The 19,661-nt window shown below is 69.3% G+C and carries 22 protein-coding genes; 12 read left to right on the forward strand and 10 right to left on the reverse strand.

Annotated features, from left to right (window positions below; genetic code table 11):
* Positions 1 to 33: 33 nt before the first annotated feature.
* Together xseA and RM25_RS07930 are read left to right on the forward strand one after the other, a co-directional pair.
* Positions 34 to 1,407: an exodeoxyribonuclease VII large subunit gene (gene xseA / locus RM25_RS07925; protein ID WP_013161566.1), complete on the forward strand. Its 1,374-nt coding sequence runs from the start codon at positions 34 to 36 to the stop codon at positions 1,405 to 1,407.
* A gap of 47 nt (positions 1,408 to 1,454) precedes the next feature.
* Positions 1,455 to 1,697 carry an exodeoxyribonuclease VII small subunit gene (locus RM25_RS07930; RefSeq protein WP_013161567.1) on the forward strand — a complete coding sequence of 81 codons (243 nt, stop codon included), beginning with the start codon at positions 1,455 to 1,457 and terminating at the stop codon, positions 1,695 to 1,697.
* A 44-nt stretch (positions 1,698 to 1,741) separates the two neighbouring features.
* On the opposite strand, the gene trhA is transcribed toward RM25_RS07930, so the two are convergent.
* Positions 1,742 to 2,353 (reverse strand): PAQR family membrane homeostasis protein TrhA, encoded by a 612-nt coding sequence (gene trhA / locus RM25_RS07935; RefSeq protein WP_044636809.1) that lies wholly within the window; start codon positions 2,351 to 2,353, stop codon positions 1,742 to 1,744.
* Positions 2,354 to 2,677: 324 nt separating this feature from the next.
* On the opposite strand from trhA, the gene uppS reads away from it, so the two are divergent.
* The gene (uppS, locus tag RM25_RS07940; RefSeq protein ID WP_044636285.1) at positions 2,678 to 3,487 is read left to right on the forward strand and encodes a polyprenyl diphosphate synthase; all 810 of its coding nucleotides are present in this window, start codon (positions 2,678 to 2,680) and stop codon (positions 3,485 to 3,487) included.
* 12 nt (positions 3,488 to 3,499) lie between these two features.
* On the opposite strand, the gene RM25_RS07945 is transcribed toward uppS, so the two are convergent.
* The 3 genes from RM25_RS07945 to mca form a co-directional block, all read right to left on the reverse strand.
* Entirely contained in the window at positions 3,500 to 4,018 is a 519-nt protein-coding gene (locus tag RM25_RS07945) for an ASCH domain-containing protein (RefSeq protein ID WP_013161570.1), read from the reverse strand.
* A gap of 37 nt (positions 4,019 to 4,055) precedes the next feature.
* The gene (locus RM25_RS07950; RefSeq protein WP_080774519.1) at positions 4,056 to 6,740 is read right to left on the reverse strand and encodes a DUF255 domain-containing protein; all 2,685 of its coding nucleotides are present in this window, start codon (positions 6,738 to 6,740) and stop codon (positions 4,056 to 4,058) included.
* A gap of 108 nt (positions 6,741 to 6,848) precedes the next feature.
* A complete protein-coding gene (gene mca / locus RM25_RS07955) occupies positions 6,849 to 7,775 on the reverse strand; it encodes a mycothiol conjugate amidase Mca (RefSeq protein WP_013161572.1) in 927 nt (308 codons plus the stop codon).
* Between the two features lie 94 nt (positions 7,776 to 7,869).
* On the opposite strand from mca, the gene greA reads away from it, so the two are divergent.
* Entirely contained in the window at positions 7,870 to 8,373 is a 504-nt protein-coding gene (gene greA / locus RM25_RS07960; protein ID WP_013161573.1) for a transcription elongation factor GreA, read from the forward strand.
* A gap of 86 nt (positions 8,374 to 8,459) precedes the next feature.
* Positions 8,460 to 8,894: a DoxX family protein gene (locus RM25_RS07965; protein WP_044636286.1), complete on the forward strand. Its 435-nt coding sequence runs from the start codon at positions 8,460 to 8,462 to the stop codon at positions 8,892 to 8,894.
* A 115-nt stretch (positions 8,895 to 9,009) separates the two neighbouring features.
* On the opposite strand, the gene RM25_RS07970 is transcribed toward RM25_RS07965, so the two are convergent.
* Positions 9,010 to 9,972: a hypothetical protein gene (locus RM25_RS07970; RefSeq protein ID WP_052809158.1), complete on the reverse strand. Its 963-nt coding sequence runs from the start codon at positions 9,970 to 9,972 to the stop codon at positions 9,010 to 9,012.
* Positions 9,973 to 10,057: 85 nt separating this feature from the next.
* Positions 10,058 to 11,488 carry an AI-2E family transporter gene (locus tag RM25_RS07975; protein WP_052809159.1) on the reverse strand — a complete coding sequence of 477 codons (1,431 nt, stop codon included), beginning with the start codon at positions 11,486 to 11,488 and terminating at the stop codon, positions 10,058 to 10,060.
* Between the two features lie 180 nt (positions 11,489 to 11,668).
* On the opposite strand from RM25_RS07975, the gene RM25_RS07980 reads away from it, so the two are divergent.
* The 3 genes from RM25_RS07980 (at position 11,669) to RM25_RS07990 (ending at position 13,762) form a co-directional block, all read left to right on the forward strand.
* Entirely contained in the window at positions 11,669 to 12,358 is a 690-nt protein-coding gene (locus RM25_RS07980) for a uracil-DNA glycosylase (RefSeq protein ID WP_080774520.1), read from the forward strand.
* A 186-nt stretch (positions 12,359 to 12,544) separates the two neighbouring features.
* Positions 12,545 to 13,105, forward strand: coding sequence for a peptide-methionine (S)-S-oxide reductase MsrA (msrA, locus tag RM25_RS07985; protein ID WP_216847334.1), 561 nt, complete (start codon positions 12,545 to 12,547; stop codon positions 13,103 to 13,105).
* A 126-nt stretch (positions 13,106 to 13,231) separates the two neighbouring features.
* The gene (locus tag RM25_RS07990; RefSeq protein WP_144406056.1) at positions 13,232 to 13,762 is read left to right on the forward strand and encodes a hypothetical protein; all 531 of its coding nucleotides are present in this window, start codon (positions 13,232 to 13,234) and stop codon (positions 13,760 to 13,762) included.
* 89 nt (positions 13,763 to 13,851) lie between these two features.
* Here the strand turns inward: RM25_RS07990 and RM25_RS07995 are convergent, their stop codons facing one another.
* The gene (locus RM25_RS07995; protein WP_044636288.1) at positions 13,852 to 14,499 is read right to left on the reverse strand and encodes a pyridoxamine 5'-phosphate oxidase family protein; all 648 of its coding nucleotides are present in this window, start codon (positions 14,497 to 14,499) and stop codon (positions 13,852 to 13,854) included.
* Between the two features lie 177 nt (positions 14,500 to 14,676).
* Here RM25_RS07995 and RM25_RS08000 point away from each other — a divergent pair, with 177 nt between their 5' ends.
* Together RM25_RS08000 and RM25_RS08005 are read left to right on the forward strand one after the other, a co-directional pair.
* On the forward strand, positions 14,677 to 15,291 hold the full coding sequence (locus RM25_RS08000; protein ID WP_013161581.1) for an HAD-IA family hydrolase: 615 nt from the start codon (positions 14,677 to 14,679) through the stop codon (positions 15,289 to 15,291).
* Entirely contained in the window at positions 15,288 to 15,794 is a 507-nt protein-coding gene (locus RM25_RS08005; RefSeq protein ID WP_013161582.1) for a mycothiol transferase, read from the forward strand. The genes RM25_RS08000 and RM25_RS08005 overlap by 4 nt, the downstream gene beginning before the upstream one ends.
* A gap of 25 nt (positions 15,795 to 15,819) precedes the next feature.
* Here the strand turns inward: RM25_RS08005 and RM25_RS08010 are convergent, their stop codons facing one another.
* The 3 genes from RM25_RS08010 to RM25_RS08020 all read right to left on the reverse strand — a co-directional run bounded on the left by RM25_RS08010 (position 15,820) and on the right by RM25_RS08020 (position 17,593).
* Positions 15,820 to 16,275, reverse strand: coding sequence for a hypothetical protein (locus tag RM25_RS08010; RefSeq protein ID WP_044636289.1), 456 nt, complete (start codon positions 16,273 to 16,275; stop codon positions 15,820 to 15,822).
* Positions 16,276 to 16,408: 133 nt separating this feature from the next.
* Positions 16,409 to 16,813: an SRPBCC family protein gene (locus RM25_RS08015; protein ID WP_044636290.1), complete on the reverse strand. Its 405-nt coding sequence runs from the start codon at positions 16,811 to 16,813 to the stop codon at positions 16,409 to 16,411.
* A gap of 129 nt (positions 16,814 to 16,942) precedes the next feature.
* Positions 16,943 to 17,593 (reverse strand): DNA-3-methyladenine glycosylase, encoded by a 651-nt coding sequence (locus tag RM25_RS08020; protein WP_013161586.1) that lies wholly within the window; start codon positions 17,591 to 17,593, stop codon positions 16,943 to 16,945.
* Between the two features lie 208 nt (positions 17,594 to 17,801).
* Between RM25_RS08020 and RM25_RS11945 the strand changes: the two genes are divergently transcribed.
* Together RM25_RS11945 and RM25_RS12320 are read left to right on the forward strand one after the other, a co-directional pair.
* The gene (locus RM25_RS11945) at positions 17,802 to 18,752 is read left to right on the forward strand and encodes a hypothetical protein (RefSeq protein WP_080774522.1); all 951 of its coding nucleotides are present in this window, start codon (positions 17,802 to 17,804) and stop codon (positions 18,750 to 18,752) included.
* 48 nt (positions 18,753 to 18,800) lie between these two features.
* Entirely contained in the window at positions 18,801 to 19,505 is a 705-nt protein-coding gene (locus RM25_RS12320; RefSeq protein WP_013161588.1) for an NUDIX hydrolase, read from the forward strand.
* Positions 19,506 to 19,661 lie beyond the last annotated feature (156 nt).

Genomic DNA, 19,661 nt, shown 5'->3' on the forward strand with positions numbered 1-19,661 from the left:
GTATGGGCGCACCCAGCGACTAGCGTGGTGGTCATGTCGCAGCCCGCCAGCCCCACGCCGCACTCGGGGCCCCCGTCGCCGCAGGGCGCCCGCACCTCCGGTCCTGCCCAACCGGCGTCGGCAGCCGCGTCGGCTTCCGCTGCGCCGGCGACGAAGCCGGGCCAGACCCCCCAGACCGCCGAGCGGTTGAGCACCGTCGTCGGGTGGGTCAAGGGTTGGGTGGAGCGCATGAACACCATCTGGGTGGAGGCCCAGGTGATCGAATTGCGACGCCGCGCCGGCGCCTATATGCACTTCCTCACCCTGCGTGACACGAGCTCCGAGGTGTCGGCCCAGGTCACTGCCACGACGGCGGTGCTCGACCAGGCCGGGCCCCTGACCGAGGGCACCACCGTGCTGGCCAAGGTGCGGCCCCGCGTGTGGAACAAGACCGCCCGCCTCAGCTTCGAATGCTTCGAGCTGCGCATTGCCGGCGAGGGCCAGCTGCTTGCCGAGCTCGAGAAACTCAAGCGCAAGCTCCAGGCCGAGGGCCTGTTCAGCCCCGCCCGCAAGAAGCCGCTCCCGATGATCCCGCGGCTCATCGGACTGATCACCGGCGCCGATTCAGCCGCCGAACGCGATGTGCTCACCAACACCCAACGACGCTGGCCCTCGGCACGATTCCGCGTGCGCCACGCCCTGGTGCAGGGCCCCAGCTCGGTGGCCGATGTCACGGCCGCGCTGGCCGAGCTCGACGCCGACCCGCAGGTTGACCTGATCGTCATTGCCCGCGGTGGTGGTTCCCTGGAGAACCTGCTGCCGTTCAGCGACGAGGGGCTCGTGCGTGCGGTCGCCGCCGCCTCGACGCCCGTGGTGAGCGCCATCGGTCACGAACCGGACACGCCGATCCTCGACCTGGTGGCCGACCTACGGGCGTCGACCCCCACCGACGCCGCCAAGCGCATCGTGCCCGATGCCGCCGAGGAGCGTCACGCCGTGGCCCAGCTGGTGGCCCGGGCGCGCACGGCGATCATCGCCCGCGTCAGCAACGCCCAGGCAGAACTCAACCAGCTGGTCTCGCGTCCCGTGCTCTCCGATCCGTCCGCTGCCCTGTCGGGCCACACCGAGCAGCTCGAGATGATGCGCTTCCGCCTCGACACCGCCATCGATCGGCTGCTCGACCACGAACGCACCGATGTGGCCCATGCCGTGCAGCGCATCCGGGCCATGTCGCCCAAGGCGACCCTGGAGCGCGGCTACGCCATCGTGGCCGATGCGGACAATGCCTCGGTCACCTCAGTGACCCAGACCGAGCCGGGTGACCAGCTGATGGTCTTCCTGTCGGACGGACGCCTGGTGGTGGAGGTTGACGACACACTTCCGGGTGGTTCGGGGCCCGCAGGTGCCGACGACCCGCCCGCACGATGACCCCATTGCCCCACCCACGACCCGACACTTCCAAGGAAAGGACTGCCATGGCAGCCGACGAACAGCCCGAACTGAGCTACGAGCAGGCCCGCGCCGAGTTGGCCGATGTGGTGACAAAGCTGGAGTCCGGCGGGGTTCCGCTGGCCGATTCCATGCAGCTGTGGCAGCGCGGCGAGAAGCTCGCACGCATCTGCCAGGGCTGGTTGGACGCGGCCAGGGCGACGATCGACAAGGCGCGCCAAGCTGACCAGGCGGCCTCCGATGCCGGCGAAATCGCCGACGACGAATAGCGGCGCCCGGGGTCAAGCCCACCCGACGGGTGCCGCGCGGCGGCTCAGCCGGCCGCCAGCCAGATGGAGACAAGGTGGCAGGCTGCCCCCACGACGGTGCCGGCATGGAAGATCTCGTGGAAGCCGAACCAGCGCGGTGACGGATTGGGCCACTTGAACGCGTACACCACCGCCCCCACGGTGTAACACAATCCGCCGGCGATCAGCCAGATGACGACGCCCGGGCCGCCGGCGCGCCAGAACTGCGGGATCCAGAACACGGCGGCCCACCCCATCGCGATGTACAGGCCCGTGTACAGGATGCGAGGCGCCCCCATCCACAGGTTGCGGCAGGCCACCTCGACGGCGGCGCAGGCCCACACGATGCACAGCAGCGTCACCCGCGATGCGCCGTGGAGCATCAGCACCGCCAGCGGCGTATAGGTGCCCGCGATGAAGATCGCGATGTTCGAGTGGTCGAAGCGGCGCAGCATCCCCGAGATCCGGGGGCTCCAGTGGCCGCGGTGGTAGATCGCCGAGTTGCCGAACAGCATCAGGGCCGTGACCAGGTAGATCGCCTCGGCGAGGCGTCCCGACCAGCTGGCGGTGTGCACTATCAGCGCCAGGATCGCCAGGAAGATCAGTGGGGTCATCCCGGCGTGCAGCCAGCCGCGCATCTTCGGCTTGGCCGGTGTGGCCGCTGCGGTGTCCGAACGCTCGGCACCGGCGGGGTGACCCGCGCCATCGGTGGACGGACGCGCGGTCCGGCGCCGCGTGGCTGAACCCTGACGCTGCGACCCCATCACGTAACCTACGCTACCGTAGGTTTTGCGTCGGCGAGTCCGCGATCGCGGTATTCCGCGCGGGATCCGTGGTGGGGACGCCCCTCCATCAGACGAGGGTCGTAGCGCCCGCCCGACATCGGGAACCCTGGTCGTGGCCACCGGCCCGTCGGCCGCTTCTGCCGGTGGGCGACTGGTGCGGGCGGATAGGCTGCCACCATGGTGCACCACGAAGGGGCGAGCGAAACGTGGGACCGCCTCTCACCTACCCGCCTGATCTATTCCACCTATGAAACACGTCTGCGTGCCGGGCTCGATCCGCGCGAGATGCCACGCCATGTGGCGGTGCTCGCCGACGGGAACCGACGCTGGGCGCGCACCAATGCGCCCGGCCAGCCGCTTGAGGTGGGCTACAAGGCCGGCGCCGACAAGTTGCGCGAATTCGTGGGCTGGTGCGACGAGGTGGGCATCGGCGTGGTCACGCTGTGGGTGTTGTCCACCGAGAACCTGCAACGCTCCGGGCCCGACGAACTACTGCCCCTCATGGGCGTGATCGATCGGCTCACCCGCGACCTGGCCGCCGTGCCCGACTACCGCGTGCAGCCGATGGGCGACCTCGACCTGTTGCCCGAATCGCTGGCGACCACCCTGCGCGAGGCCGCGCTGGAGACCATCGACAACACGGGTATCCACATCAACATCGCCGTCGCCTATGGCGGACGCCACGAACTGCGCGATGCGGTGCGCTCCCTGCTGGCCGCCGAAGCCGCGAAGGGAACCACCCTCGAGGAACTGTCCCGCACCCTGGACCCGAACCAGATCGCCGACCACCTGTACACCAAGGGCCAGCCCGACCCGGACCTACTGATCCGCACCTCGGGCGAGCAGCGGCTCAGCGGCTTCCTGCCCTGGCAGAGCGCCCATTCCGAGCTGTACTTCTGCGAGGCCCTGTGGCCCGATTTCCGCAAGATCGACTTCTATCGCGCGCTGCGCTCCTACCAGCAGCGCGAACGACGCTTCGGGAAGTAGCGTCCGGGCCGCTCAGGCGTCGAAGTCGATGACATGTCCGGCGACGATGTCGCCGGGGCGGTAGGCGCGGAACCTGGTGAGCACCACGGCGGTGTCGCCGTCGAGCATGATCGGTGGCTCGCCGAGCAGGTCGAGGAAGACCCGGCTGGTCCACAGGGCCAGGTGGGCGTCGCGCCACTGCTCGATCGTGGGGAATCCCTCGGTTTCGGCGTGCGCCACGTCGACCTGCGCGAAGGGCAATACCTGCACCCGCGCAATGCGCATGATTGCGACGGGCGCCTCGTCGGAGTCGACCACCAGCTCGTAGCCGCCGCGCTCTGCCAGCGGATCGCGTCCCTCGCGTTCGAACTCGGCCAGCAGGCTGCTGGTGCCGGTCTTGGTGCCGGCCATCAGCGCGGTGAGCAGGATGTCACGCAGCTCTCCGGGCAGGCCGAATTCGGCCCTTGGCAGCTCGCGCCACGCGAAGGGCGGCTTGTCCTGGGCAACCGGGGCAGCATCCTCGCCGGTCGGGGCGCGATGGGGAAGATCCATGGGATTCCTTTCGATGGACGAAGGCGTCGGCGAGCCCTCAGGCCCCGGGGACGTCGGAGAAGTCGACCACATGCCCGGCCACGACGTCGCCGGGGCGGTAGGTGCGGAATCCGAGCAGCACGATGGGGGTGTCATCGCCCAGCTCCAGGGTGGGCTCACCGAGCTTGGCGCGGAAGTCGTCGCTGTTCCAGAACTCCTCGTGTGCAGTGCGCCACTGGGCGGCGGTGGTGAAGCCGCGCCCATCGCGTGCCGCATGGGCCTGGTCGACGTCGGCGAGCGGCACGGTCGCCACGCTGTTGATGCGGATCAGGGCGACGGGCTGGTTGAGCGAGTCGACGACCACCTCATAGTTGCCGAGCTCGTCGCCCGGGTCGAGGTCATGGCGCCGGTAGCCGTCGAGCGGCTCCGACGTGGCGGTCTTGGTGCCGTCGAGGACGGCGGCCACCAGGGCATCGCGCTGGTCTCCGGGGAACCCGAATTCCGCAGTCCGCAGGGTGCGCCATTCGAAGCGCGGCTTGTCGGTGGCGACGTGCGACATCACGCGCATCCCGTCGGTGGCGGGCCCGTGGTCATGGCCCGGCGCGCCGTGGGCTCGATCGCCGGGTCCGTGGTCGTGGGCGGGGCGTGTGCCCTTCCGGCGGCCGTCGGCCGGCAGGCTTGCCCGCACGACGCGTCGCCACAGGGGGTCGCGCAGGCGGGTGAAGTCGGTCACCGGGTCGAAGCAGGTCTCGTCGCGGCAGATGTAGGCGGTGGGGGCGCCGTCGATGTCGTGACGCTGCGCGAAGAGTTCCCCGAAGCCGGGCGCGTCGGGAGTGCCGAGGGCCGCGACGGTGCCCTCGGGCGCCAACCGCCACACCGCGCGGGCCAGCAGGCCCATGGGCCGCGACTCGGGGTCGACGATCGCCACCTGGGCGCGTCCCATGCCGGCGGTCGCCTGCGCGTCGATGGCCAATTGCGTCAGCCCCCAGCCCGACGCCAGGGGCGTCTGCTCGAGCACCTGCCACAGGCCGGGTTCGGCACGGCGGGCGCGGTCGGCCCAGTCCCGATTGCCGGTGAGGCCGGCCACCACCTGCAGGGCGGTGACCATGATGCTCGTGGCCGAGGGACCGCCCTCGTCGGCCAGTTGCCGGGCCCGGGTGAACAGTGCCTCGTCGTGTTGGGCGTCGAAGAATCCGCCGTCGTCGGCGCCGAACAGCTCGACGCCACGGCCGAGCACGGTCACGGCACGGTCCAGCAGCTCGGTGTCACCGGTGGCACCGGCAAGGCGAGCGGCACCCAGCGCGAAGCCGGCGTAGTCCTCCAGCACAGCGGGTGCGGGACCCGCCACGCCGGCCAGGGAGCTGCGCGCCGCGTGGTCGGTGTCGAAGTGGTGCACGCTCCACAGGTAGTCGAGCACGGAGCGTGCCATGGTGAGCCACTCGGGTTCACCGAAGACCATCGCCGCCGAGGTGAGCGAGTCGGCCAGCAGCCCGTTCCAGCCGGCCACCACCTTGTCGTCGCGGGCGGGGGCGGGACGCTCGGCGCGCACCTCGCGCAGCTCGCCAAGGATCCGCTTGAGCCGGTCGGGGTCCGGGTCGCCGTGCAGGCGCAGCGTCGAGCTGTGGTCAGGCATCGTGCCCTTGGGCGTCAGGTGGAAGACCGCCTGGGCGAACAGTGCGTCCCGCCGGTTGAACACGGCCTCCACCTGGTGGGGCGTCCACAGGTAGAAGGCCCCCTCGACCCGCTGGCCGTCGGCGTCCAGGGAATCGGCGTCCTGGCCGGAGGCGAAGGCCGTGCCGGCATCGGTGGTGATCGCCATCTCGCGCGAGAGCCATCCGACGATGCCGCGGATCGCCAGTTCGAAGTGTTCGCGCAGGTCGCCGGTCTCGGGCCCGGTACGTCGCCAGGCCCGGGTGAGCGTGCCCAGCAGCAGGGCGTTGTCGTCGAGCATCTTCTCGAAGTGCGGGACGGCCCATGCCGCGTCGACCGCATAGCGGTGGAAGCCGCCACCGACGATGTCGTGGATGCCGCCGCGCACGATGTGCTCCAGGCTCAGCTGCACGGCCCCGATCTGGTGCGGTTCACCGGTGACCATGAGGGCATCCAGGCTGGCCGGCTGCGGGAACTTGGGGGCGGTGCCGAAGCCGCCGTTGTCGGGGTCGACGAGCGCCAGCGCGCCGGCCAGCAGTTCATCGGCGGCCGGGGGCTCGCCGGTCTGGTCCCCCGCCGGGTCGGCGACGGACGCCTGGTCGGCGAGTTGGGAGGCGATATGGGCACCGGATTCGACGACCTCGTCGCGCCGTTCGGCCCATGCCCGGGCAAGCGTCTGGCAGACCTGCAGGAAGCTTGGTTGGCCGTCGCGGGCCTGCGAAGGGAAATAGGTGCCGGCGAAGAAGGGCTCTCCATCGGGCGTGCAGAACACCGTCATCGGCCAGCCGCCCTGGCCGGTCAATGCCTGGGTGGCGTTCATGAACACCTGGTCGACGTCGGGACGCTCCTCGCGGTCGACCGCGATCGCCACGAAATTGTCGTTGACGAACTGGGCCACCTGCGGATCACGGAAGCTCTCCTGGGCCATCACATGGCACCAGTGGCAGGAGGCGTATCCGACGGACAGCAGCACGGGCAGTTGTCGACGGCGGGCCTCTGCGAGCGCCCGGGGCCCCCAGGGCCACCAGTCGATCAGATCATCGGCATGCCCTCGGAGATAGGGCGAGCTCTCAGCGACGAGACGGTTGGCCATACGCCAATCCTATTGGCGGTCTGGATGATGGGGCACCAATCCCCCCGGCGCCCCATCATCGGTCAGTCCACTTCCGCAGGACGTCGGATGATCCACTCCCGCAGGGAGTCAGATGATCCACGTATCGGACGGGTCCGGTGCCTTGGTGCCGGGGCGCAACCCGTCGAACAGGTCGTTCTCAGGCACGAAGGTGGGCACGCGGCTGTAGACCAGCTGGAAGTCCTCGGTGGGCCAGACCTTGCGCTGGATGTCCAGCGGCACGGCGAACCAGAAGCCGTGCGGGTCGATCTGGGACTCGTGGGCACGCAGGGCGTCGTCGCGCCGGGCGAAGAAGTCCCCACAGGGCACCCGCGTGGTGATGCGCTGCTCGTAGTCGCGGTTCTCCCACTCGGCGAGGCGCTCCGAATAGGGGGAATCCATTCCCCGTTCGTGCATTGCGGCGTCGAGGGCCGCATAGCGCAACCGGTGGAAGCTCATCTGGTAGTACAGCTTGCTCACCTGCCAGGGCTCGCCGTACTCGGGCAGCACCTCGGGATCGGCCGCCTGGCGGAACGCCGCCACCGACACGCGGTGGCACTGGATGTGGTCGGGGTGGGGATAGCCGCCGTTCTCGTCATAGGTGGTCATCACCTGCGGCTTGAATTCGCGGATGATCTTCACCAACGGCGCGGCTGCCACCTCCGGGTCGAGCGTGGCGAAGGAGCCCGGCGGCAGCGGGTCGGGCGGGTCGCCCTCGGGCAACCCCGAGTCGATGTATCCCAGGCTGCGCTGCTCCACACCGAGGATCTCGCGGGCGTGCGCCATCTCCGAACGCCTGATCTCGGGCATGTGGTCCCACACCTCGGGGCGGTCCATCGCCGGGTTGAGCACACTGCCGCGCTCGCCACCAGTACATGTGGCCACCATCACCCGCACGCCCTCATGGACGTACTTCAGGGTGGTGGCCGCGCCCTTGCTCGACTCGTCGTCGGGATGGGCATGCACATGGAGAAGTCGCAGACCCGCGTTGGACGGGTCGCTGGTGGGCACTGACATGCCCCTAGTCTGCACAGCCCCTCAACACCGGCAGCACCCACCTCGCCACGCGACGGCGTCAGCCATGGCCGCCCCGCCTCGATAGGATGGAGCAATGAGTGACAAGCAGACGATCTGGATGACGCAGGATGCGTATACCAAGCTCCAGGAGGAGCTTGACTACCTCAAGGGCGAGGGACGCAGTCTGATCGCCAAGAAGATCGGGGCCGCCAAGGCTGAGGGCGATCTGTCCGAGAACGGCGGCTACCACGCGGCCCGCGAGGAACAGGGCCAGCAGGAACTGCGGATCCGCCAGCTCGAACAGATGCTGCAGCATGCCGAGGTCGGCGAGCCACAGGGCGCTCCCGACGAGGTGACCGCCGGCAGCACCGTGACCGTCGCCTACGACGGCGACCCCGATGACACCGACGTCTTCCTGCTCGGCAGCCGCGAGATGATGGGCGTGGACAAGTCGGTGGACACCCAGGTGTTCAGCCCGCAGTCGCCCCTCGGCGCGGCCGTGCTGGGCAGGAGCGCCGGCGACACCGTCGAATACCAGGCACCGAACGGCCGCGAGGTGTCGGTGAAGATCATGAAGGTCGAATCGTTCGCAAAGTGATCTGACCTCCGTGGCCCGGTGCTTGCCATAGGCTCACACCGACACGGTTATTTCACGCTTCAATCATCCGAACAAGGAGTTTTGTCATGGGAATTGCCCACTTTGCAGCGCGTTCGCTGTTCGCCACCGTCTTCGTGCGTCGCGGCTGTGCCGTGTTCCAGAATGCCGATCAGATGGCCGGCGTCACGGACGACCTGCTCGACAAGGTGCCCGCGCCGGTGCGCGACATCCTGCCCGATGTGTCCGCAGTGACCCTCACCAAGCTGCAGGGCGGCACGATGACCGCCGCCGGCGTCGCACTGGCCCTGGGCATCGCTCCCCGGCTGGCATCCCTGGTGCTGGCCGCGCAGATGGTGCCCACCACCTACATGGGCCACCCCTTCTGGAAGTACGAGGGCGGCGACAAGGTGAACCAGCAGATCCACTTCGAGAAGAACCTCTCGCTCACCGGCGGACTGCTCGTCACCGCGCTGGGTGGCGCGAAGAAGGCCAAGAAGGCGAAGAAGGCCAAGAAGGCCTGAGCCCTCGCTGAACCACGCGATCGATGATGAGGGGCCCCGGACACCATGGTGTCCGGGGCCCCTCATCATCCTGTCACGTCATCATCTGCCACGCGCCACATCGGGATCCAGTGGCTCAGTCCTTCCAGACCTCCCACCACTGCTTCCCCGCGCCGGAGTCCCGGGTGGCCCCCGCGTCGGGGCTGGTTGCCGAACCATCGTCGCGGCGCACCGAGATGCGTCCGACGAAGGCATTGAGGTCGAGGCGCCCCGCGCCATTGCCGGCCACGAATTCGTCGAGCCCGGCACCGTCGTCGGGCCAGCTCACGCCACCCAGGCGCGCCGAGGCGGTGATGGTCACATTGGCGGTGGGGGTGAGGGCCACGTTCAGGTTCCCGGTCTCCACCTTCACCCTGCTGCGGCCGCCGCGGAAATCGCCATGGATGCTGGCACCGCCGGCCTGCACGAGCATGTCGGACACGCGCGTGACATCGCGCAGCTCGGTGAGCCCGCCGGTCACCCGCACGGTGTCGAGATAGGGCACGCCGGCGGTGTTGAGGCTGCCTCCGGTGAGTTCGACGCTGACCTCGATCTGGGTGTTCACCCGCACGATGAGCGGCTCCCCCAGCCCGATCCGACGCAGGTCCTCACGGCTGCGCGGGATCCTGCCGAGCCCGAACCCCCTGGACGACGACTTCGGCTCGTCCTCGCTGATCACTTCGAGCAGGTCGCCGCGACGGCGCAGCGAGTGGGGCCCCTCGACGGCCACGGTGGCGATGGTCTGGTCGCCGAGCACCCGCACGCGGCGTCCGGTGACCCGCACCTGCACGGCCGTGACGCCGTGGCTGCCCGACGGCTCACGTGGCCCCTGCGCCGGCTCGCTGCGGTTGCCCGCCTGTTCGGCGTGGGCCTCCTGGTGCGAGCCGGCGTCGGGCGTCCCATCGACGGCTTCGGTGTGGTCGTAGGCGGCCTCCTCCGGAGGCTGGCTCGGCGACGGGGCCGGTGCCAGGGCCTTGATGCGGCGGGCCGCCTCAGCGGTGCCGATGGCGCCGGTCACCAGATCGGTCAGGATCGCGTCCAGCTCGGTGGATTCACTCATGGCGTCAATATATTGGCCGCCTGCCGCCCACCACAGGGACCGCCCGCGAATTGGTGGCCCGTTCAGGGCTGGATCGGTCCGTCCGTCACGGCTGGGCGACCCCGCCCTCGCCTGCGGTGGATGGGGGATCCGTCCCTGCGACGGTTGGTGGCGCGTCCATGCCACTGGCAGCCGGGGAGGTGGTCCCCGAGGAGCTTGCACCGCGGGCCGTGGCAAGGGGATCGGCGGTGGGGCCCGCTCCCCCGTCGACTCCCTGGTCGGCCAGCCGGGAGGGTCCGCCCGTCTCCGGCGGGTCGTCTCCGGAACTGCCGGGCGCCAGTTCCGCGAGGTCCTCACCCTGATGGCGGATGCCACGAATGATGCCGGTGGCGAAGGCGACGATGGGAATGGCGAAGATGCCGCCCACCACGCCCGACAGGGTCATGCCGACGGCGATGCCGACCAGCACCACCAGGGGCGGGATCTGCACGGCGCGGCCCAACAGCAGGGGCTGCAGGATGTGGGCCTCCAGCTGCAGGACGGCCACGAACACCGCCAGCATGATGACGGCCTTCCAGAAGCCGAGCGTCACCAGCGTCACGGCAACCGCGACGGCGCCGGAGAACAAGGCGCCGATCAGCGGCACGAAGGCGCAGACGAAGGTCAGGGCCATGATGGCCATCCACAGGTTCGACCCCAGGATGAGTGCGCCGACGCCCGCGCCGACACCATCCACTGCCGCCACGACGACGGCGGCACGCACGTAGTTGACCAACGCATGCCAGCCGCTCTTCAGCGGGCCCTGGGCCGCGATCCTGTTGGCGCGCGGCAGGGTCCCGATGATGCTGCGGGCATAGTGTCCGCCGTTCTTGAGGAAGAAGAAGGTCGCGAACAGGGCCATCGCCAGGCCGGCGAAGAACTTGCCGACGCCCGACCCGGCGGCCGTGGCTACCGACACGATCTGGTTCTGCTGGGCCTCGAGGTGGGTGCGGGCCTGCGACAGCCAGTTGTTCATCTGCTCCTGGCTGATGTGCAGCGGCCCGGTGCCCAGCCACGTGATGAACGCCTGCACGCCCTTGCCGGCCTGCTCGCCGAGCTGCCTCCACTGGGTGCCGATCTGGGCGCCGACCAGGGTCAGCAGGCCGCCGATGATCACCACCAGCAGCAGCAGGCAGGTGAGCGCGGCCAGCCAGTGCGGCCAGCGGTGCTTGCGCAGGAACAGGTTGAGGGGCATGAGCGCAGCGGTGAGCAACAGGGCCGTGGCAAGGGGCGTCACGATCTCGGACAGGGTGCCGCCCAGCCACCACATGAGGCCGATCAGGGCGGCGATGATCAACAGCCGCCAGCCCCAGGCCGCCGCGGTACGCAGGGGGCGCGGCACCAGCGATTCGACGCTTGCGGCGCGCAGGTCCTCAAGTTCCCTGAGCTGCTCGCCGGTCAGCGGCTCGGGACCCGACGAGGGGTGCGGGGCCTCGTCAGGATGCTGCGGTCGGGTGGGGCGCCGGATCATGCGCCGTCCCAGCGAGAATGCCGGCATGGGGCCTCCTTCAAGCTGCCTGTGCACGCCCTTGCCCCGGTCGTGCACGTAATTGCCAGTGTGCCGCATCGCGGGCAGTGTCCGGACGCGGCACGCGGCGTGGTGGATGAGGGGCCCGCAGGCACCGGCGGTGGCTAATGTGTTGCGCGCCGACCAAGCCCACCAACTGCGGGAGAACGCGTGAACGCCCAGCCCATCGCCCAGCTCATGGCGCCCGATTGGGCTGCCGCGCTTGCTCCCCAGGAACCCCAGATCCACGCCATGGGGAAATTCCTGCGCGGCGAGATCGCCGCCGGGCGGGGATACCTTCCCGATGGCGACAAGGTGCTGCGGGCCTTCAGCCGTCCGATGGCCGACGTGCGGGTGCTCATCGTCGGCCAGGACCCCTATCCGACGCCGGGGCATCCGATCGGCCTGAGCTTCGCGGTGAATCGCGACGTCCGCCCGCTGCCGCGCAGCCTGGTGAACATCTACCAGGAACTGAGCTCCGACCTGGGGATCCCGCCGGCACCACACGGCGACCTGACCGGCTGGTTCGATCAGGGCGTACTGCTGCTCAACAGGTGCCTCACGGTGCGGCCGGGCCATCCCGCGTCGCACCGGGGCAAGGGTTGGGAGCCGGTCACCCAGGCCGCGATCGAGGCGCTCGTCGCGCGGGGCGGGCCGCTGGTCGCCATCCTGTGGGGACGCGATGCCCAGTCGTTGACGCCGATGCTGCAGGCCGGCGGCGTGCCGATCATCGCCTCACCGCACCCCAGCCCGCTGTCGGCCCGTTCCGGGTTCTTCGGGTCCAGGCCCTTCAGCCGCGCCAACGCGGCACTCGTCGGGGCCGGCGCCCAGCCCATCGACTGGGACCTGAACGAGCGCTGACACAGCGGCCCTTCTGCCGACCGGGCCGGGGGCCAACCGGCGGGCTCCACACCCGATTGCGCCCACAGCGTGCAGCGGTCCGGAACCCCGGCTGCCACGTAAAATGGCGGGGTGTTCCGCTTCGATGAGCCTGTGACGTTGACCGCCGAGAACGCCCTTCCCGGCCGTGACCAGCCCGTGCTGGGGATGCCCTTCTTCCACCGCGTCTTCGGTGACCCGCTCGATCGCGCCTTCCCCGGTGCACAGACCGCCTACTTGGCGGCCGGGTGCTTCTGGGGCGTCGAGAAGCTGTTCTGGCAGCAGCCCGGCGTGTTGTCCACTGCGGCGGGCTACATGGGTGGCTTCACCAGGAATCCCACCTACGAAGAGACCTGCAGCGGGCTGACCGGCCACGCCGAGACGGTGCGCGTGGTGTTCGATCCCACGCAGACGAGCTACGAGCAGTTGGTGCGCGTCTTCTTCGAGAACCACGACCCCACCCAGCTCGACCGCCAGGGAAACGACGTCGGCACGCAGTACCGCTCGGCGTTGTTCACCACCGACGACGAGCAGCAGGCCATCGCCGAGCGCGTGCGCGACAGCTATCAGCGCGATATGTCGGCGGCGGGCTACGGCCAGCTGACCACCGAGATCGGCAATGGTGGGCCCTGGTACTTCGCCGAGGACTACCACCAGCAGTACCTGGACGCGAATCCCCACGGATACTGCCCGGTGCACGCCACCGGCATTCCGTGCACGGCCGCCTGATCTCACTGCCGTCCGGCCGTGCTGGCCGGACAACCCCCTACCCAACGCAACGCAACCGTGACGCTCTCCTGCTGAGCGCAGGTAAGCCAGCGGATCGGGCACCGGGCGACTTGGGATACTGGCACCATGCGTCACTTCTCAGCACCCCGACCCCGCACGCTGCGATGGACCGCTGCCGTGCTTGCCTTCGCCACGGTGCTCACCGTGCTCGCGTGGACGTCCGGATCCAACCCGATGCTGCTCACCCTGGCGATCCTGCTCGCACTGCTCACCGTTGTGGCACTGGGTGTGGCGCGGGCCACGGCCCACCCGACGAGCCATCCCGATCTCGATGATGCCGAGGCCGGGGACACGGAACTCATCCATCTCGACCGGTCAACCGTGCCCGGCGAGACCGAGGATGACCGCCGCCTTGACGTGGACCCCCACCAGGTGCACGACCTTGGTGGGCTGATCGACTGTATCGGCTCGAACAACTACTTGACCACTGCGGCCCCCGAGGGTGGCAGCTGGCTGGTGAGGCTGGGCCAGCAGAAGGCCGCCACCATCAATGCCGACGGGTCGGTGACCCATGTCCTGCCGGCCTCCACGCCGCTGGCCGCCGGGAACCACGTGACCGTGCAATGGCGGGCAGCCAGGGGCCTTCCCGGTCGCTGACGCCGACGCGCCCCGCAGTCCCCTAGCCCCGCAGCCTCCAGCTCCCAGCCCGCGGACCGACTGGCCTGCGGTGCAGCTCCCCGGCGGGGTCAGCGCCGGCGTTCCTGCGCCAGGCGCACCGATTCGGGCACTGCCCCCTGCGCCCAGGGTGCCGGCCGTGCCTCGTCGAGCACGGTACGCACCGGCACGATGCCGCCCCAGCCGCCCGCTCCCCCGCCGTCGGCGTCGACGACCATCTCGTCGGGACCCATCGCCCGCACCTTCATGATCCAGTTGTCGGCCGTGATCGGCAGGGCGAGCACCATGGTGGCGGCGAGCTGCTTGTGCGTGAGCCCGGGCACCTCCCCCATGCGTCCCGGCAGGAATGCCTCGGTGAGGGCCCCGAGCAGGGCGGCCTGTTCGTCGCCGGTGACGCGGGTCGCCACGCCGCGCAGCGACGCCGACCGGTAGTTCACCGAGGTGGAGAAGGCCGTGGCACCCACCACCAGGGCATCGACGGTGGCGATGGTCAACACGATCGGAGCCCCGGCAGCGGCGTGGCGCAACGCCCCCGCACCCGTGGATCCGTGCATGACGACGCGATCGCCGGCGCGGGCGACATTGATCGGAATCGCCCAGGGCTCGCCATCGGGACTCACCGTGGACAGCGTGGCCAGGCCGATCTCGTCGAGCAGCTGGTCGAGCCGGGCCCGATCGGTGATGGCCCGCTCGGGATGACGGTGGATCTGGTTGTCCATCACGGCTCCTGTCCGGCCGGCATGGCGTCGGCGCAACGTCAGACTAATCAATCGCGTCACCCGGCCGGCGCGAGGTCCACGACACATCCCGCGAGTAGCCGATCCGGGTGGTTCCCGCCCCTCCGGGCACGCGGGAGCGGACGTGCCGACGGCGGTGGAACCCGCGACAATGGGGCCATGACCGTGAAAGCCCTGCTCACCGACATGTTCGGCGTCATCGCCCAGATCCAGCCGGAGTCGGCCCGCACGCGGCTGGTGCGCATCGCCGGTGCCGAGCCCGATGCCTTCTGGGCCGCCTACTGGGCGCACCGCCCCGACTACGACCAGGGCATCTCGACGCCCCTGGACTACTGGAGCCGGGTGGCCTGCGACCTGCGGATGGACTTCGGCACGGAACAGCTGATGGAACTGCATGCCGCCGACATCGACAGCTGGTCGCTGCGTCACCAGGACATGATCGACGCGCTGCCCAGGGTCAGGGCAGCCGGATACCGGCTGGCGCTGCTGAGCAATATCCCCACCTCGCTGGCCGAGCATGTCTATGCGGTGGACGAGTTCATGGACGAATTCGAGGTGGTGGCCATGAGTTGCCACATCGACGCCGTCAAGCCCTCGCCCGCGGCCTACCAGTGGTGCATCGACCGGCTGGACCTGCCCGCCGATGAGATCCTGTTCATCGACGACAGCCAACGCAATGTGGACGCCGCCGCAGCGGTTGGGCTTCAGGCACGGCTCTATCGTGGAGTGGACGATCTCTTCGCCACCCTGTCGATCGAAAAGAGCCGGATATGAACGCCATTGACCTCATGCAGGACTGCTTCGTGCGCGTGAGCGACACCCTGCCCCATCTGCTCGACGGCTTGTCGGGCGATGACCTGCTGTGGCGTCCGGGCCCCAAGGCCAACCCGATGGCGTGGCTGGTGTGGCACATCTCACGCTGTGAGGACTCCGAGCTGGACGCGCTGACCGACATCCCGCAGGCGTGGGGGCAGGGCTGGCAGCAGAAGTTCGCCCTGCCCTATCCTCCCGAGGACGGCGGATACGGCCAGACCAATGAGCAGGTCGCCGCATTCAACGTGTCGGATCCCGACCTGCTGCTCGGCTATTTCTATGCCGCCTCCGCCCGGGCGGCCAAGGTGCTCGAGCAGGAACGCGCCAAGGACCTCGACCGCATCGTCGACACGAACTGGAATCCGCCGGTGAAGGCCGGCACCCGACTGGTCTCGGTGGCCAATGACATCACCCAGCACCTGGGCGCGCTGGGATATGTGCGCGGACTGGTCGAGACGCGCTGACCTGCGTCCCGAGCCCGCCGGACGTTCAGTGTGTCGTGGTCGGGCCGGGCGTACCGCCCTCGTCGGGGACGATGTCGCCCGCCTGCGGGGCGTTGCCGGTGTGGCCCCCGGATGCCTTGTCGGCCACCTGCCCGGCGCGACGCTTGGGCGCTGCCACCGGCTTCGGGGCGGCGGAGGCGCCGTGGATGCCGGACTTGTCGGCCTCCTCGCGCTTCTCCTCCTTGCGCGTGCGGGAGTAACGGGTGGCGAAGGTCGTCCTGGTGAGCGCCAACCCGATCCCGAACAGCAATCCGCCCAGCAGCAGGCCCACCGAGGTCACGATGAACCAAGGACGCGGATCGCTGTAGGCGATGCTCGTATTCGTGGCGGCCAGTGACCACAGGGCCTTGAGGTCGAAGAAATAGACCTTGATGAAAATGGCCACGGCGGCGACGAAGAACACTCCGCCCAGGATCATGAGGGTGCCCTTGACGTATTTCATGGTTCGAGCCTAGACGTCGGCGGAGCCGCGCGATGCGGCGCCCCACGGGCAGGCGCCCGACCCCCGGACGGCAAACGGACCCGCCCTCCATTAGGAGGACGGGCCCGTTGCGGGCCTGATCAGTGGTGCCGGATCAGAAGGCGTCGCTCTCGATGCGTTCCAGTGACGCCTCCCACCAGCCCTGCAGGTATGCCGGGTCCAGGTCGGGGCGCAGGTGGGAGTGCGCCACCTTCACCAGGGTGTGATCGTCATCTGTGAGGGCCAGCGTCAGGTCGACCAGCGACGGCGGGAGCTCCTCGCTCTTTCTCCACCAGAAGCGGATCTGTTCGCCACGATGGACGCTGCGGACGACGCCGGTGCGCCCATCGGCCGCCGTCCACGTCTGTCCCTTTTCCCCGAGGACCGCACCGCGACCCAGAAGGGCCTCGCTACCGTCCTTCGTCATCAGCACGGCCCAGACCTTGGCGATGGGTTGGGCGATCACGCGGCTGACGACGACGGATGTCTTGGGATCTTCGGTACTGACCTGCTCCGACATGGGAACCTCGATTCACTTCTCGGATTCAAATGGGCCGGCCTGCCCCAGGGACAGTCTGGTGCGCAGGGCTGCGATGCTTCGCTGCATCATCACCCCGGCCATGTCATGACCCTATCGGTACCGACGGCCTCAGAGAAGGGTAAATGGACCCTCACGCGGAGTCCACGGCGAGCCGATCTTGCGGGACGAGACGCTGGGTTCGTCGGGCAGCCAGAACCGCAGCGGCTCGTCGCGGGCCTTGGTGATGCCCACCCGCGGCCCCACCCAGATCTCGGGGGCCAGCGCGTCGGGCACGTGGAGCTCGAACAGGTCGTCGGGCCCGCCCAGGGGCTGGCCGTTGTCGGCCAATGAAAGGCCGATCGCCGCCCCGAAGTTGCCGGGGCCCTTGGCCAGTTCCGCCTCGGGACGCCGGGCCTGTGCATCGGCCTGGTCCTCGTCGGGCGACGCCGCCACGATGAAGCCGCGGTTGGTCAGCGCCTGGTCGACGCCCTCGACCACCTCGCCGGCCCGCATCAGCACCCCGGAGGCGGTGCCATCGGGCGAACACACGATGTTGCCCGACAGGTGGATGCCGTAGCTGGAGTAGACGTACACGTGGCGGGCGGGACCGAACATCACCGCGGCCCTGCCCGAGGGCCCGCTCACTGCGTGCGACGCCGGATCCTTGGGACCCAGGTAGGCCTCCACCTCGGTCAGCCGGATGGCCACCTTGCCCCGACGGATGATTGCTCCGAGCAGATATGGCGCCACCGCGTCGGCACGTCGATTGAAATCGATCACGCGCCCAGTCTGACACAGCCACCGGCGCCTGCCCCCGGCCTTCTGCCCACGGGGAAACCTCCCCCGCACGCGGTATTGCGCGGTGCAGCGAAGCCGTGATCCCCGTCGCGCCGGCGCCGCGGCAACCCCGGCCGCGCCCGCCGATGAGTGCGTCGAAGCGGTGTGCAGGCCATGACGCCACGCCGACGAAACGCGTACGGTGGTGGCCATGTCGCACACGGTGAGGGGATACCTGCGCGCGCTGGGCGCACCCGTTGCCCTGGTGTTCGCGGTGACGGCCTGCGGTGCACCCCAGGCTGGGCAGGCCTCTTCATCGGCCACCACTCCCGCCAACGCGCAGTCGACCCAGGCGCCGGCCTTCGACCTCACGGTGGCGGGCCATGCACGCCAGGTGATCGACTTCCTGGTGGCGGCGTCGGGCAACAAGCCGGTGCTGCGGGTCGAGGTGACCCCCACCGCCGCCAACATCACCTACCTGGAGGACGACCAGGCCCACACCATCGGCTACGCCAACGGCCACATCAGCCCCGTGGATTCGACGGTGAAGTACATCAACCAGGCTCAGTTCAAGCCGTCGGGATTCAATATCGACAATGTCGGGGAGCTGTTCGAGAAGGCCGGCGAGATCTCCGGTTCCCGCCAGCAGCAGGACCTCCAGATCAACGAGTACAACCAGGGCGTGGTGCTGATGACGGTCACCACCACCCCCGAGACCAGCACGGTCTTCTTCCGTCCCGATGGCAGCATCGTGAACAAGCTCGACTTCAGCACCGCTGATGGCATGCGTGAGGGCCTCTCGGACACCGTCCAGGGGGCGTCGCGGGTGGAACAGGTGGTGATCAAGCCCGATTCGCTGTCTGCCGATGTGCGCACCGACGCGGCCACGATCCAGCGTCGCACCCGCCAGCGGGCCCTGCCGAGCATCACCTCGAACATCAAGGATTCCTCCGACCCGGGCACCTTCGATCCCGCGCTGATCGACCCGGGGCTGATCGCCCGGCTCGAGCAGACACTGCCCGCAACCGTGGGACGCACCCCGTCGACCAGTGTGACGGTGACCATCGCACAGCACGCCGGACAGCGGGTGCCCTTCATGTACTTCCAGTTCAGCGGGGCCGAGGTGGTCACCACCATGGCCGGCGACGTCATCGCGAAGTAGCCGCGCCGGCGTCCGCGGACGTTTTGGGGCCGGTGGGACAATGGTGGGATGCACGTTATCGGGGTCCAGCGGGTGGACAAGGCGCCTGTTGTTCGCCTACCCGTGGGGCATGGCGAGGATCCCCGTGTGTTGCTGTGGCATCGCGGCTGGGTCGTCTCGCGCTGGCTGTCCGCCACCGGAGCGGACGAGGAGCTCGTGGTCACGGCGCAGGTGCGACAGCGCACGGCCACTTCACGCACGCCCCGTCGCCGCGGGCACCGGCAGGATCCCGACCTGGTGGTGGCGCCCGGAGAAGTGCCCACCAAGCGTCAGCGCGTTGCCGCCTACGCGATCGTGCGCTCACATCGCGGGTTGCTCGGCACGATCTGCAGCGATCGCACAGCCGTGCCCGGACGTTGGCAGCTGCCCGGAGGGGGTCTGGAGGCCTCCGAGACGTCAAGCCAGGCGGTGATCCGCGAGGTGCGCGAGGAGACCGACCAGTCGGTGGCGCTGCGTCGCCTTGTCGACCTGCAGTCCGACCACTGGGTGGGACGCGCCCCGAACGGTCGGCTGGAGGACTTCCAGGCCATCCGCATCATCTATACGGCGGTCTGCACGGCCCCCACCGAGCCCGAGGTGCTCGACGTGGGCGGCACCACTGAGGCATCGCACTGGGTGTCGCTGCGGGGCTGGCGTTCGCTGCCCTGGACGTCCAGTGCCCGCTCCGCCCTCGACCGACACGTGGACGAACTCAGCGGCCTGTTCGCGCGCTGATCGGCCACGCCGACGCCGCTGCTCGCGCGTCGCGGCGCATCACCCTGCGCCGGTTTCCCGCAACGCACGCGTCCCCGAACGCTCGCATCCCGCCGTCCCCTGTCGGGATCGGCGGGATGTGCAGCAAGCAGGTGGGCATGCAGTCCGCGAGGACCG

The sequence above is a fragment of the Propionibacterium freudenreichii subsp. freudenreichii genome (genome assembly GCF_000940845.1).
Classification (GTDB): Bacteria; Actinomycetota; Actinomycetes; order Propionibacteriales; family Propionibacteriaceae; genus Propionibacterium; species Propionibacterium freudenreichii.

Coding starts and splice junctions, on each gene's coding strand:
- xseA (WP_013161566.1), top strand. CDS start 34: ATGTCGCAGCCCGCCAGCCCCACGCCGCACTCGGGGCCCCCGTCGCCG.
- RM25_RS07930 (WP_013161567.1), top strand. CDS start 1,455: ATGGCAGCCGACGAACAGCCCGAACTGAGCTACGAGCAGGCCCGCGCC.
- trhA (WP_044636809.1), bottom strand. CDS start 2,353: ATGCGCGGCTGGCTGCACGCCGGGATGACCCCACTGATCTTCCTGGCG.
- uppS (WP_044636285.1), top strand. CDS start 2,678: ATGGTGCACCACGAAGGGGCGAGCGAAACGTGGGACCGCCTCTCACCT.
- RM25_RS07945 (WP_013161570.1), bottom strand. CDS start 4,018: ATGGATCTTCCCCATCGCGCCCCGACCGGCGAGGATGCTGCCCCGGTT.
- RM25_RS07950 (WP_080774519.1), bottom strand. CDS start 6,740: ATGGCCAACCGTCTCGTCGCTGAGAGCTCGCCCTATCTCCGAGGGCAT.
- mca (WP_013161572.1), bottom strand. CDS start 7,775: ATGTCAGTGCCCACCAGCGACCCGTCCAACGCGGGTCTGCGACTTCTC.
- greA (WP_013161573.1), top strand. CDS start 7,870: ATGAGTGACAAGCAGACGATCTGGATGACGCAGGATGCGTATACCAAG.
- RM25_RS07965 (WP_044636286.1), top strand. CDS start 8,460: ATGGGAATTGCCCACTTTGCAGCGCGTTCGCTGTTCGCCACCGTCTTC.
- RM25_RS07970 (WP_052809158.1), bottom strand. CDS start 9,972: ATGAGTGAATCCACCGAGCTGGACGCGATCCTGACCGATCTGGTGACC.
- RM25_RS07975 (WP_052809159.1), bottom strand. CDS start 11,488: ATGCCGGCATTCTCGCTGGGACGGCGCATGATCCGGCGCCCCACCCGA.
- msrA (WP_216847334.1), top strand. CDS start 12,545: ATGCCCTTCTTCCACCGCGTCTTCGGTGACCCGCTCGATCGCGCCTTC.
- RM25_RS07990 (WP_144406056.1), top strand. CDS start 13,232: ATGCGTCACTTCTCAGCACCCCGACCCCGCACGCTGCGATGGACCGCT.
- RM25_RS07995 (WP_044636288.1), bottom strand. CDS start 14,499: ATGGACAACCAGATCCACCGTCATCCCGAGCGGGCCATCACCGATCGG.
- RM25_RS08000 (WP_013161581.1), top strand. CDS start 14,677: ATGACCGTGAAAGCCCTGCTCACCGACATGTTCGGCGTCATCGCCCAG.
- RM25_RS08005 (WP_013161582.1), top strand. CDS start 15,288: ATGAACGCCATTGACCTCATGCAGGACTGCTTCGTGCGCGTGAGCGAC.
- RM25_RS08010 (WP_044636289.1), bottom strand. CDS start 16,275: ATGAAATACGTCAAGGGCACCCTCATGATCCTGGGCGGAGTGTTCTTC.
- RM25_RS08015 (WP_044636290.1), bottom strand. CDS start 16,813: ATGTCGGAGCAGGTCAGTACCGAAGATCCCAAGACATCCGTCGTCGTC.
- RM25_RS11945 (WP_080774522.1), top strand. CDS start 17,802: ATGTCGCACACGGTGAGGGGATACCTGCGCGCGCTGGGCGCACCCGTT.
- RM25_RS12320 (WP_013161588.1), top strand. CDS start 18,801: ATGCACGTTATCGGGGTCCAGCGGGTGGACAAGGCGCCTGTTGTTCGC.